Genomic DNA, 12842 nt, shown 5'->3' with positions numbered 1-12842 from the left:
AATCACTCTTCCAAGCCAAGAAATTTTTTCCGATCAGAGGACCATTTCAGGATCGTCAGATCAAACGTCAACGCCATAAGTGACACGCAGATACCAAGCACGAAGTTCTTCCCCAGATCGGTGCCTGCTAACGTGCGCTGTAGCTCTTGACCCAAGTCTTGTGTCCCGATGAACGCGGCGATGATCACCATGAAGAATGCGAACATGATCGCTTGGTTGAACCCAACAGCCATCGTCGGCAAGGCTAGCGGCAATTGGACATTGACCAGCTTTTGCATGCGCGTGGCCCCTGACATTTCTGCCGCTTCGATGACTTCGGGTGGCACGGTTCGCAGACCCTCGATTGTATAGCGGATCAGCGGGACCATGGCGAAGATCAGGATGGAGAAGATGACGGCGATGTCTGTGATGCCAAAGAGCATGATTGCGGGGATCAGGTACACGAAGCTTGGGAAGGTTTGAGCAGTATCGCAGACCAGTAGAAGGCGCTGTGACCATTTCTCGGTACGCGCAGCGAGAATGGCGATTGGCAAGCCAAATAGAAGCGCTATGGAAACCGCAGAAATGACCGAGTAGAGCGTGATAACAGAGCGATCCCACCAGCCGGATAGCGCGACCAGAGAGAAGAAGATCAGCGCTGTAATTGCCTGACGACGCCCTCCAAGCCAAAGTGCGAAGGCTGTGACCAGCAAGATGAACGCAGGTGTCGGGATCGAGAGTAGAAAGTTGCGGAACGGGATCAGGATTTGCACGTTCACGAAGGCGCGCAGGAACCCTGTTGTGGCTTTGACCCATTCAATGTTGAGGAACCATTTGATCCCTGTGTCCAGCTCTTTGCCCACGGAAAGGCTTTGCTTGCGGCCAATTTCGGATGCGACCTCTACGAACTGGGCGACGATGCAAAAGAATACGAATGCACCAAGTCCCAAGAGCAGTGCAATATGACGCTTCCACAACGGCGTGCCGCGCTCAAAGTGCTCTGGTTGTTTGACAACCCAGGCTTTTGACATGCGATCCAACGTGACGGCGAGCAGCACAATGGTGACGCCGATTTCGAAGGAGCGGCCCAGTTTGAAGCTGCCCATCATTGCGAGTAGTTTTGCGCCAAGGCCCGGCATGCCGATGAATGCGGTAAGTACGACCATCGCAAGGCAGAGCATAATTACTTGGTTCACGCCCACCAGAATTTCAGTGCGTGCAGATGGCAGGTACACATGGCGCAGCAGCTGGAATTTGGTGCAGCCGCTCATGTGACCGGCTTCGACGACTTCTGGGCTGACTTTCTGCAAACCCAGTGTCGTCATCAAAATCATTGGTGGTATTGCGTAAATAGTTGTGGCAACTGCGCCAGCGGTTGGGCCGACTTTGAAAAAGATCACAGCGGGCAGGAGGTAAGTGAAGAAGGGCAGCGTTTGCAGCACAGACAAAATGGGCTTCAAAGTGCGATCAATTGCAGGCGATTTCCATGCGGCGATACCAAGGGAAAGGCCGATGATGAACGCCGTTGGTGCTGCGACAACAAGCACAGACATCGTTTGCATCGCGATCTTCCATTGGCCTACAAGCGCGGTCCAGCAGAAGGTAAACGCCACCAAAGCTGCCATTTTCCAGCCGCCCAAATAGTAGCCCAGCACCGCCATTGATGCCGCGATAGCGGTCCATGGGATCGGGCCTAAGTTAGGCCAGCGACGTTTGCCAAACAGCAGGTTGGCGGTGGTATCAAGGACGACTTGCAACAATCCTGTGAGCCAGCGGGTGAAAGCAAACAGGCCTAGATCGTCTTTGACAAAATTAAAGAACAGATCGAGGTATCCAGCGAAGTTGGGCACCAACGCTTCTGGCAAACGATGCAGCGCGGCGGGCAGAAAACCGAGATACTGCACCGCAGTTAGTAAGATCGCGATACTAACAAGAATGCTCGAAAGCTTCGAGCGGCTCATAGGCAAATTAGAGGTGGTATCAGTCGTCTCAGACATCACTCAGCCCCTACCAAGATACCGAGCGCGATCTCGCGCGACATAGCACCAATCACTGTGCCATCTTTTGCGACTGGAATCGCGCTGCGCGTGTCTTGGATCAGGAGTTTCGCTAGGCTTTGAACCGACGCTCCGGCATCTACAGGATCGCCGTCAGCGGACAGACCGTCTTCGATCAAAGTTTCCGCGTGTACCACGCGGGCTTTGTCGATTTCCTCGGTAAACTTGCGCACATATTCTGTTGCCGGATGCAGCACGATTTGATCGGGCGTATCGCATTGCTCGACTGCGCCGTCCTTCATAATCGCGATGCGATCCGCAAGGCGCAGGGCTTCGTCAAAGTCGTGCGTAATAAAGACAATCGTCTTGTTCAAAAGCTGTTGCAAGCGCAGGAATTCGTCCTGCATTTCGCGACGAATAAGTGGGTCGAGCGCTGAGAATGGCTCGTCGAGGAACCAGATATCAGGTTCAATCGCGAGCGATCTCGCGATGCCAACACGCTGTTGTTGGCCGCCAGACAACTCGCGCGGGAAATAGTCTTCGCGCCCCTCAAGGCCAACGAGTTTGATTACCTCAAGCGCGCGTTCACGCCGTGCATGTTTGTCCTGACCGCGCATCTCCAAAGGAAACGCGACGTTGTCGAGGACGGTACGGTGGGGCAGGAGGCCAAAGCTTTGGAACACCATGCCCATCTTGTTGCGACGCAGCTCAATAAGTTCTTTTTCGGACAAAGACATAATGTCCTGACCTTCAACTTCTATCGTGCCGCCAGTAATATCATGCAGGCGCGAGAAGCAACGCACCAGTGTGGACTTTCCAGACCCTGAAAGCCCCATGATGACCAACATCTCGCCGCGCGCAACATCGATCGACACGTCCTTAACACCCGCAATATAGCCATCCGCACGGATATCATCAAAGCTACGGCCCGCAGGCATGCCTTTGAGATAGGCTTCAGGTGCGCTTCCAAAAAGCTTCCAAACGTTTTTGGCAGAAATTACTGGGGCATCAGTGGTCATAGGAAATCCTGTTTAAAAAGCCCCGCCCGATATGATCAGGCAGGGCCTATTCTAACGAAGCGTCGCGACGGGTTTAGTTAACCCAAGCGGACCAAACGTCTTCGTTCTGCTCCAGCCATGCTTCAGCGGCCTCTTCTGGCTCCATCTCATCAATGTCGACCATTTTCGCCATTTCAGCGATCTGTGCATTGGTGAAAGAGATTTTCTCAAGAGTTGCATAGGCCGCAGGCCATTTCTCTTCCATGCCTTCCCATGCCGCTTTCTTCATGTAGCCCTTTGCAGGGTTGCCGCAGTCATAAAGCGCGTCTGGGTTTGGTCCAACGCTTGGATCTTTGTCACAACCGTCTACCCACGTCGGAAATTCGACGAATTCACCAGGCCATACTGCCTCTGCAAAGTTTGGCGTCCAGTTGAAGACAACGATTGGCTTTTTGTCCGCTTCCGCAGCACCAATTGCAGCCCAAAGAGCAGCAGCAGATCCCGCGTTGATCACGACGAAGTCCATGTCAAGCGCCTCGACGCGCTCTTTACCATGCTTGAGCCAGTCAACAGGGCCATCTAGGTACATGCCTTTGTCGCCTGTTTCAGCCGTTTGGAACAACGCTGCACAGTCATTGAGCGCTTTCCAGTCTGGAAGGCCTGGGCAGGCCTCTTTAGTCCACATTGGATACCACCAATCTTCGCGTGTGACCGCATTGTGATCACCCACATCGACGATACCGCCTTTTTCCAGAGCGGCGCGGAAGGATGCGCCAAACGCGCCTTCCCAGACTTCCATCTCAAGCGTGACGTCGCCGAGGCGTACTGATTCATAAACCGCCTGGCTGTCTGTTGTGACATATTCCACATTGTTGCCCGCACTCTCGAGCATCTGGCCAACTACGTTGGACATCACGATCTGGCTGGACCAGTTGTGGATTGGAATAACAATCGGGTCGCTGCTGTCTTCTGCAATTGCTGCCAGAGGCAGTACCGCGAGAATACCCGCCGCAAGTGCTGTCGTTGATCTTTTCATTGTCTTCTCCCTGTTCTTCGCGATCTTGATGTCGCGACATGGCTTATGCCCTAGTTGTTTCTAGCGTTGCTCGCACCCAATGGAGCGAATCCGCATACGACCGAATGGCAATACCTAACACTCTGCAATTTTTTTCCTCTCAATCAAGTTTTTTTCTTGTGTGTAGTTGTTGGGGGTGGTCTTTCTTTAGTCGGAAGCGCAGAGTCGGTCCGTTTTTCGGGCGTCTGTCGTGTTTCTGCATCTTTATGGTGCACTGTTGAAAGACATTGAGCGTTGGAGGTCCAAGGCATGCGATATTCTGGATTTAAGGTCATCAAAGAGGCTTTGAGTGGCCACAAAGGCTGGACGCCCGCTTGGCGCGAACCAGACCCGAAACCACATTATGACATCGTGATCATCGGTGGCGGTGGTCATGGCCTTGCGACGGCGCATTACTTGGCCAAAGTCTATAAGCAAAAGAACATCGCGGTGATCGAAAAGGGTTGGATTGGTGGCGGCAACGTGGGCCGTAACACAACGATCATTCGCTCAAATTATCTGCTTGATGGCAACGAACCGTTCTATGAATTCTCGCTCAAGCTCTGGGAAGGACTGGAGCAGGACCTCAACTACAACGCTATGGTGTCCCAACGTGGAATTATGAATCTGATCCACTCTGACGCTCAGCGCGATGCTTTCGTGCGGCGTGGTAATGCGATGATACTGAATGGCGCGGACGCCGAATACTTGGATGAAGCGCAAATCCGTGCTGAGTATCCATTCCTTAAGTTCGACGATCAACGTTTCCCGATCAAAGGCGGTCTTGCGCAGCGGCGCGGTGGCACTGTGCGCCACGATGCGGTGGCTTGGGGATATGCGCGCTCAGCGGATAGTCATGGCGTCGATATTATTCAGAATTGCGAAGTCACGGGTTTCAAGATCGAAGACGGTGTGTGCAAAGGCATTGAAACTTCGCGCGGCTTTATTGGCGCTGGTAAAGTCGGTTGCGCGGTCGCAGGCAACTCAGGCCGTTTGATGGGCATGGCGGGGATGCGCTTGCCGATTGAAAGTCATGTGCTGCAGGCCTTCGTGTCCGAAGGTCTGAAACCTGTTTTGCCTGGAGTTATCACGTTTGGCGCAGGCCATTTCTATGTCAGCCAATCAGACAAAGGCGGTTTGGTTTTTGGTGGGGATCTCGACGGTTACAATTCCTACGCCCAACGGGGCAACCTGCCCGTGGTCGAAGACGTTTGCGAAGGTGGCATGGCGATCATGCCAATGATTGGCCGCGCGCGACTTTTGCGTATGTGGGGCGGCATCATGGATATGTCGATGGATGGCTCTCCCTATATCGACAAAACCCATATCGAGGGCCTCTATTTCAATGGTGGCTGGTGCTACGGTGGCTTCAAAGCGACGCCTGCTTCGGGCTACACCTTCGCGCATTTGCTCGCCAAGGACGAACCCCACGAGACTGCGACAGCCTATCGGTTGGATCGTTACAAAACTGGTCACATGATTGATGAAAAAGGGCAGGGCAACCAGCCCAACCTGCATTAAGGAGTGCTGAGAGATGATCATTAACCACCCGCTTCTTGGTCCGCGCGACAGTGCTGAGTTCGTCTATATGGGGGACGCAAGCCTGATCGAACGGCCCGATCCTGAGGCGGAAAATGCCGCTGATCAATTCCATGACTACGCCTATTTGCGCGACAATCCCGCAGGGGAGTTGCGCGAATTGTGGTTCCATGAAGGCGGTGATCGTTCTTGGCTTGTGGTCACGCGCGACACGCGCACGCATGAAATTTCCAAGGTTGAGCTGGCCCGCGATGTAGCGCGCAGCAAAGGACGTTCGTTATGACACAAGTGAACCGAGTCCAAGGCGGCCAGATTGATCGCAACACGCCGTTGAAATTCAAGTTTGATGGCAAAAGCTACACGGGTCATTCAGGCGATACGCTTGCTTCTGCCTTGCTCGCCAACGGTGTGCGTCTTATGGGGCGTTCTTTCAAATACCACCGTCCTCGTGGTCCTTTGAGCGCTGGCAGCGAAGAGCCGAACGCGATTGTCACTTTGCGCGATGGAGCACGCGCTGAACCCAACACTCGAGCGACCACCGCCGAATTGTTCGACGGTCTCACCGCGCGCTCGCAAAATTGTTGGCCGTCTGTGAAATTCGATGCTCTGGCGGTGAATGATGCCGCCTCTGATTTCTTAGCTGCTGGGTTTTACTACAAAACATTCATGTGGCCCGCGCCGTTCTGGGAAAAGGTCTACGAGCCGATTATTCGTAAAGCTGCGGGTCTTGGCGCACTTTCGATGCAGGAAGATCCCGATGAGTATGACAAGGGTTTCCGCCACTGCGATCTGTTGATTGTTGGTGCTGGGCCGTCGGGTTTAATGGCTGCGCTCACAGCGGGGCGCGCTGGCAAAGAGGTGATCCTCGCGGATGAAGACTTTGCGATGGGGGGCCGTTTGCTGAGTGAGCAGTTGCAGATCGGCGCTAAATCCGCGCTCGATTGGACCACGCAAACGATTGCTGAACTCTCGTCCCTTCCAAACGTGCGCCTGATGAGCCGTACTACCGTGATGGGTGCGTTCGATCACGGGATTTATGGCGCTGTCGAACGTGTCAGCGATCACTTGCTTGAACCTGCTGCTGGCAAGCCACGTCAAATCCTTTGGCGCATCTATGCGACGAAAACCTTGCTCTGTGCTGGTGCGATTGAGCGTCCGATTGCGTTTGAGAATAATGACCGCCCTGGCATTATGCTCGCCTCTGCGATGCGTTCTTATGTAAACCGCTGGGCGGCGACGCCTGCACAGCGTGTTGCGATCTTTACCTCTTGCGACGATGGGCACCGTACGGCGGCAGATTTGCATGCGAAAGGCGTCAAGGTTGCCGCAGTGATTGACACGCGCGCGGATGCGCCAATGTCGATGGATTATGAGGTGCTGGCAGGTGCGCAGGTGATCAACACAAAAGGCCGACTTGGACTCACGTTTGTCGATGTGCAGCTCTCTGATGGGTCGGAACGTACGCTGGAATGCGGCGCTTTGGGCGTTTCAGGCGGTTGGAACCCGAATGTCCATCTGACCTGCCATCAACGTGGACGACCAACTTGGGACGGAGGTCTTTCGGCCTTTGTTCCTGGTGGCACGCTCCCGCCTGGTATGACGGTGGCTGGCGCTGCGAGCGGTGATCTGTCGACGCATGGCGCGCTACAGAGCGGTGCCAAAGGCGCAGCAGAAGCGTTGGGTATCAAAGCGGCAGATACGCCAGCGGCAGATGATACACCCGCCAAGCAATCTGCTTTCTGGTATGTCGAAGGCTGCAAACGTGCGTGGCTAGATCAGCAGAACGACGTGACTATCAAAGACGTAAAACTCGCGCATCAAGAGGGGTTCCGCTCCGTTGAGCACCTCAAGCGCTACACGACGCTCGGGATGGCAACGGATCAGGGCAAGACGTCTAACATGGGCGGTCTCGCGATTATGGCGGAGATTGCGGGCAAGGGTATTCCAGACGTCGGCACCACCATTTTCCGCCCGCCCTATACACCCGTGTCTATTGGCGCGCTCGCAGGTCGTATGCGCGGGATGGAATTTCATCCGACGCGTCTGACGCCTTCGCATTTCTGGGCGAAAGAGCGCGGCGCGGTCTTTGTTGAAGTCGGCAACTGGCTGCGCGCGCAATGGTTCCCGATTGAAGGCGAAACCCATTGGCGACAATCTGTGGATCGCGAAGTCAAGGCGACCCGCGCCTCTGTTGGAGTCTGCGATTGCACCACTCTTGGTAAGATTGATGTGCAAGGTGCGGATGCGGCTACTTTCCTTAATAAAGTCTACTGCAATCCCTTCGCGAAAGTCGCTGTCGGCAAAACGCGTTATGGCCTGATGTTGCGCGAAGATGGCATTGCGATGGACGATGGCACAGCTGCGCGCTTAGCTGAGGATCATTTTGTTGTCACAACGACCACGGCCAAGGCTGGCCCCGTCTATCAGCACATGGAATTCGTGCGTCAATGTTTGATGCCGGATGCGGATGTGCAGTTGATCTCAACCACAGAAGCTTGGGCGCAATATGCGGTCGCGGGGCCAAACTCGCGCGCGCTTTTGCAGAAAATCGTCGATCCTGAGTTTGATATCTCGAATGAAGCTTTCGAGTTCATGGCCTGCGCAAATATAACTGTTTGCGGTGGTTTGCGCGCGCGTTTGTTCCGTATCTCATTCTCTGGTGAGTTGGCGTTCGAGATTGCTGTGCCCTCGCGCTACGGCGATTCACTGATGCGCAAATTAATGGATGAGGGCGAAGAGTTCGGCGTGGTGCCCTACGGCACAGAAGCGCTAGGCGTGATGCGGATCGAAAAGGGTCACGCGGCAGGCAATGAGCTGAATGGCACGACCACCGCGAACAACCTTGGCATGGGACGAATGGTGTCAAAGAAGAAAGATAGCATCGGCACAGTTTTATCGGAACGCGCGGGTCTTAATGAGGATGACGCGCTGAAGCTCGTCGGCGTGAAACCGCTCGCGAGTGAGGATAAGATCACGGCCGGCGGGCATTTGATGGCGGCGAATGGCCCTGTCGATGCGATGCATGATCAGGGCTATGTGACGTCGGCGGCATACTCGCCCGAAGTCGGTTCGATGATTGGCCTTGCGATGATCAAATCTGGCGATGCGCGTATGGGCGAGAAGATGCGCCTTGTCTCGCCTGTTACCGATAGCGAAGTTGTCGTTGAAGTGACTTCTGCCCATTTTGTTGATCCAGAAGGAGGACGCCAACGTGCATGATCTCACTGCTATTACGGCCCTTGGTGGGCAGTCCCCGCGCGTAGATACAATTGGTGAGGTCATGCTCCGCGAGAATGATGGTCTTGCTTTGGCCTCCGTTCATGCGCGCCTTGGTCACGAAACGGCCTGTCGCGAGCATCTTGCCAATTTGCTCGACGGGCGCGTTCCTGAAATTGGCAAAGTGGTCTTGCGTGATCCAGAAGCGGCCTTTTGGACGGGCCCCGACCAATGGATGGTTGGCGCGCCGTACGCGACTCACGAAGATCTCGCTGCACAGCTGAAAGCACGCTTTGGAGCGAGTGCGTCGATCACTGAGCAAAGTGACGCTTGGGCTTGCTTTGATCTGCAAGGTGCGAAGATGGAGCCTGTCATGGAATTGCTCTGCTCGATAAACATCCGCGCCATGCAAACGGGCGACGCACAGCGCACCTCTATCCACCATCTCGGCTGCTTTGTTATCCGACGCGATCCCAATGATTGGGTGCGCATACTTGGCCCGCGCGCCTCTGCAGGATCGTTGCACCATGCGATTGTGACGGCGATGCAGTCTGTGGTGTAAAGCTGTGATGTCATGAGGATGTCAAGATTGATTTACACCTTGGGGTTTCCATGGTATTGTTCGTCTTAAATGTCCTAGGTTGATGCTTCTCCTTGTGAACATTGCGTTTGAGGTCGTGCGGCACTAAGAGGCTTGAAAATGAACATAAAAGTGTTGTCGCCCAAAATGGTTGCTAAACTAAGCCAAGATCCACACGTTACATCGATTGGTGAGCGTGAGAAAGTTCTTGAGGTCGCGATTGGCCGCGAGGTGCGCGCGTTTCGTAAACAAAAAGAGATCACCGTTGCTGAACTCGCTTCAATGACAGGGCTGTCGATTGGGATGCTGTCCAAGATTGAGAACGGCAATACATCCCCTTCGCTGAGCACTCTGCAAACGCTGGCTAATGCGCTGTCGGTTCCGCTCACCAGTTTTTTTCGCCGCTTTGAAGAGCAACGCATGGCCGTTCATACGAAGGCTGGTGAAGGGGTTGAGCTAGAGCGTGAAGGTACGCGCGCGGGTCATCAGTATAACCTGCTTGGGCATATTGGCGCGAATTCCAGCGGTGTGATCGTTGAGCCGTATTTGATTACCCTGTCAGAGCAATCAGATGTCTTTCCAATGTTTCAGCATGGTGGCATCGAGACGATCTATATGCTTGAGGGCAAGGTGGACTATCGCCACGGGGATGAGGTGTTTTCACTGGTTCCGGGTGATACACTGTTCTTTGACGCAGACGCGCCACACGGGCCCGAAGTTCTTGTGGACTTGCCTGCGCGCTACTTGTCGATCATCAGTTATCCACAGTCTATCGCCTGAGTGGGTTAAGGTGCGTGATACACGCACCTTACGGTTAGGTATTAAGCGCAGGCTCGGTTTCGCGCTCAGGCCAAATGCCAGGACTCGTGGGCAAGCCGTCATCAAACTTTGACAGGTAATCCAGCATCATTGGGCGATTATCGATAAAACCTTTATAGGTAGCCAGCTCTTCGGGCAAATCGCGGATCACGCGATGCAAACGACGGCCCCATTTTGGCATGGTCATCAGATCATCGAAATTGCACAGATAGCAGCGGATCGGAAACACCAGTGCGTTTGAGCGTGGCAAGCGGAAGAAGGTCTGCAACTCAACCCGCAAGTGTTGCTTTTGGCCAATATTCTCAGGCGTCAACGTCGTCTTTTGCACACCCCATTTGTGATAGTTTTCGGGACTTGTGTCGAGCAATGGATTGACTGTCATAGTCCAGTTCAAACGCCGCGCAGGCGCGCCTTGCTGGATGTTCAAAAGAAACTTCAACGCGCGCACAAAGATGCCCTTTTCATGGGCCAGCGGTACAGGTGCGTGCCATTCAAAGAAATTCATTCCGATATCGAAATCAAGCGACCAGTCTGCTTGCGTCGTAACTGTGCCTGCATCCATCCACAGGTTATCATCGCGTTGATCAAGCACGCAGAAATCACCCTGTGCTTGGCGCGTGATGTACTCCATTGGGCCGTAGGGCAGGGTAGTTTCATCTAGGAACGTGAAAGTGTCATCAATGCCCAAAGGTTTGTTCACCCAGCGCCATTGATCGCCGTCGCGGTGCAGCTCGAACAGGTCAGGATAGTCTTCGGATTTTGACACCATGATCAGCTCAAGCAAATCCCACCCCGCAAGCGTCATATGCGGCAGGCTTTGGCAGCGCAGTGGATCATCGGCGAGCACCATCGCACGGTCACGCATTTCAGCGACGTAATGCTCATCCACATCAAAGCGCTTTTCGTAGATCGACCCCTTAGGCCCGCCGCGATGCTGCTCCATGTTCACAGAATACATGTAGCTGTCTTCGTGGAATGGAAAAGGGAAACGCTGAATCGCCCAGTCGGAGTTCTTGAATGTATAATCGTCGCGGAAGGTTTCTTCGTTGAATTGAATGGTCATTTTAACGGTCCAATACTAAAGTTTTGCCCTCAAAGCGGCTGACACAAGGCATGATCTTTTCACCAGATGCGTGTTCATCGTCCTCGAGCCAGTGATCGCGGTGAATGAAGTTGCCGGAGTAATCAATAACGCGCGTTTCACATTGACCGCAGGCACCGCCACGGCACAGATAAGGCGCATCAACGCCCTCACGCTCCATCGCTTCCAGCAGGCTCTCGTCCTCACCGACTTGAACAACTTTGTTCGACACCGATAGCTTCACTTCAAACGGCTTGCCGGGTTGCGGTGCGAGGAATTCCTCGTAATGCACGGCTTCGCGCGGCCAGCCAAGTTTTTCTGCTGTAGCACGCACCCAGTCGATCATGCCCTTGGGGCCGCAGACGTAGACATGCGTGCCGATAGGCTGGCCGTTCAAAAGACCCTCCAAAGCAATCGCTTGCTTTTGATCGTCGTAATAAACGTTCGCTTCATAAGGATGCTTTGACGTTAATTCATCCACGTAAGACCCAAGCGCTTCATTGCGACAGGCGTAGTGCAATTCCCAAGCACCACCCAAACGTTCGCACTGTTTGATTTGGCTTAGGAAAGGCGTGATGCCGATGCCGCCCGCAAGGAACAAATGTTTCTTAGCGCGCAGATCTAACGAGAAGAGATTCACGGGATAGCTGATTACCATTTGGTCGCCGACCGAGACCTTCTGGTGCATAAACAATGATCCGCCGCGACCTTCATCGTCGCGGCGCACGGAAATCGTGTAGGCACTTTGATCCATTGGATCGGACATAAGTGAGTAGGGGTTAAGGCGGGTAATATCGCCGTCTTTCATCTCAACAACCGTATGTGCGCCACCTGAGAAGGTGGGCAACAGGCCACCATCGGTCCGCTCAAATTTGAAACGAGTAACCAGCTCATTTACAGGGACGATCTCGGTGACGGTAACGTCGATTTTCTCTGCGCCGCTCATTCGTAAATCCCCACTGACTTAGGAACATTTCCGGGGTCTTCCGCGTCGACGCACACGCCTTGGTAGGCGGCCAATCGGCGTGAGTAGTGATCACGTACAAACAGATTTAAACCACAGTGCGAACAGACGAACGGATCAATTGCGACATCTTCGGTGATGCCCTTGCAATGCACACATTGCATGCGGCGCGCTGTTGAGCCGCGATGCTCTGTCTGCACGGCTGTGTAGGGGATGCCTGCATTGGTGCATTCGCGCATGGCTTGGCCCATCAACCCTTCGGTGCCCGCGAGGTAAACCTGAGTGCTCATCTTGGCGTCTTGCAACACACGCCGAATGCGGGACGCGGAGGCCTCGTACGAAGGGCCTTCATAATACTGTGCAGGGTTCAATGCGCGCAGTTTGTCGCCAAAGCCCGTACCTTTGGAGATGAAAATGATATGCGCGCCAGTCATCAATTCGGGCGTGGCAACTTCCAAGATGGCTTCGGCCCCTTCTGCGTCAGCGATCATCAAATGATGCAAGCCTGCGCGGGGTTCTAGCGTGCCCCAGACAGGGCGGCTGCGGATGGATTCTGGGAATTCGAATTTCGACATGGGTTCCCCTGTAAGATGTGAAAAGGGCGCGCCAACGGTG

Annotated in this window: 11 protein-coding genes; 5 read left to right on the top strand and 6 right to left on the bottom strand. The window is 54.1% G+C overall.

Annotation, left to right across the window (positions count from 1 at the left end):
* Positions 1 to 2: 2 nt before the first annotated feature.
* From ACTG3Z_RS13405 to ACTG3Z_RS13395, 3 genes are all read right to left on the bottom strand, one after another.
* Positions 3 to 1976 (bottom strand): ABC transporter permease, encoded by a 1974-nt coding sequence (locus tag ACTG3Z_RS13405; RefSeq protein ID WP_439143568.1) that lies wholly within the window; start codon positions 1974 to 1976, stop codon positions 3 to 5.
* Positions 1976 to 2995, bottom strand: coding sequence for a quaternary amine ABC transporter ATP-binding protein (locus ACTG3Z_RS13400; protein WP_439143567.1), 1020 nt, complete (start codon positions 2993 to 2995; stop codon positions 1976 to 1978). The genes ACTG3Z_RS13405 and ACTG3Z_RS13400 overlap by 1 nt, the downstream gene beginning before the upstream one ends.
* Before the next feature lie 73 nt (positions 2996 to 3068).
* Positions 3069 to 4010, bottom strand: a complete 942-nt coding sequence (locus ACTG3Z_RS13395; RefSeq protein ID WP_439143566.1) for an ABC transporter substrate-binding protein — start codon at positions 4008 to 4010, stop codon at positions 3069 to 3071.
* 288 nt (positions 4011 to 4298) lie between these two features.
* Here ACTG3Z_RS13395 and ACTG3Z_RS13390 point away from each other — a divergent pair, with 288 nt between their 5' ends.
* The 5 genes from ACTG3Z_RS13390 (at position 4299) to ACTG3Z_RS13370 (ending at position 10143) form a co-directional block, all read left to right on the top strand.
* Positions 4299 to 5549 (top strand): sarcosine oxidase subunit beta family protein, encoded by a 1251-nt coding sequence (locus tag ACTG3Z_RS13390; protein ID WP_439143565.1) that lies wholly within the window; start codon positions 4299 to 4301, stop codon positions 5547 to 5549.
* 13 nt (positions 5550 to 5562) lie between these two features.
* Positions 5563 to 5850, top strand: a complete 288-nt coding sequence (locus ACTG3Z_RS13385; protein WP_009830020.1) for a sarcosine oxidase subunit delta — start codon at positions 5563 to 5565, stop codon at positions 5848 to 5850.
* Positions 5847 to 8786 (top strand): sarcosine oxidase subunit alpha family protein, encoded by a 2940-nt coding sequence (locus ACTG3Z_RS13380; RefSeq protein ID WP_439143564.1) that lies wholly within the window; start codon positions 5847 to 5849, stop codon positions 8784 to 8786. Before ACTG3Z_RS13385 ends, ACTG3Z_RS13380 begins: the two co-directional genes overlap by 4 nt.
* The gene (locus ACTG3Z_RS13375) at positions 8779 to 9345 is read left to right on the top strand and encodes a sarcosine oxidase subunit gamma (protein WP_439143563.1); all 567 of its coding nucleotides are present in this window, start codon (positions 8779 to 8781) and stop codon (positions 9343 to 9345) included. Before ACTG3Z_RS13380 ends, ACTG3Z_RS13375 begins: the two co-directional genes overlap by 8 nt.
* 138 nt (positions 9346 to 9483) lie before the next feature.
* Positions 9484 to 10143 (top strand): helix-turn-helix domain-containing protein, encoded by a 660-nt coding sequence (locus ACTG3Z_RS13370; protein ID WP_439143562.1) that lies wholly within the window; start codon positions 9484 to 9486, stop codon positions 10141 to 10143.
* A 34-nt stretch (positions 10144 to 10177) separates the two neighbouring features.
* Here the strand turns inward: ACTG3Z_RS13370 and ACTG3Z_RS13365 are convergent, their stop codons facing one another.
* From ACTG3Z_RS13365 to ACTG3Z_RS13355, 3 genes are read right to left on the bottom strand one after another with little or no spacing between them, the layout of a single operon-like run.
* Positions 10178 to 11245: a heme-dependent oxidative N-demethylase family protein gene (locus ACTG3Z_RS13365; protein WP_439143561.1), complete on the bottom strand. Its 1068-nt coding sequence runs from the start codon at positions 11243 to 11245 to the stop codon at positions 10178 to 10180.
* A gap of 1 nt (position 11246) precedes the next feature.
* Positions 11247 to 12209, bottom strand: a complete 963-nt coding sequence (locus tag ACTG3Z_RS13360; protein ID WP_439143560.1) for a PDR/VanB family oxidoreductase — start codon at positions 12207 to 12209, stop codon at positions 11247 to 11249.
* Complete coding sequence (locus ACTG3Z_RS13355; RefSeq protein WP_439143559.1) at positions 12206 to 12802, bottom strand: dimethylamine monooxygenase subunit DmmA family protein; 597 nt, start codon at positions 12800 to 12802, stop codon at positions 12206 to 12208. Before ACTG3Z_RS13355 ends, ACTG3Z_RS13360 begins: the two co-directional genes overlap by 4 nt.
* Between the last annotated feature and the right edge of the window lie 40 nt (positions 12803 to 12842).

Source organism: Planktotalea sp., from assembly GCF_965659345.1.
In the GTDB taxonomy this organism is placed as follows: domain Bacteria; phylum Pseudomonadota; class Alphaproteobacteria; order Rhodobacterales; family Rhodobacteraceae; genus Planktotalea.
Note: the sequence above shows the minus strand (reverse complement) of the source record. Positions and strands in the feature narration are given on the sequence as shown.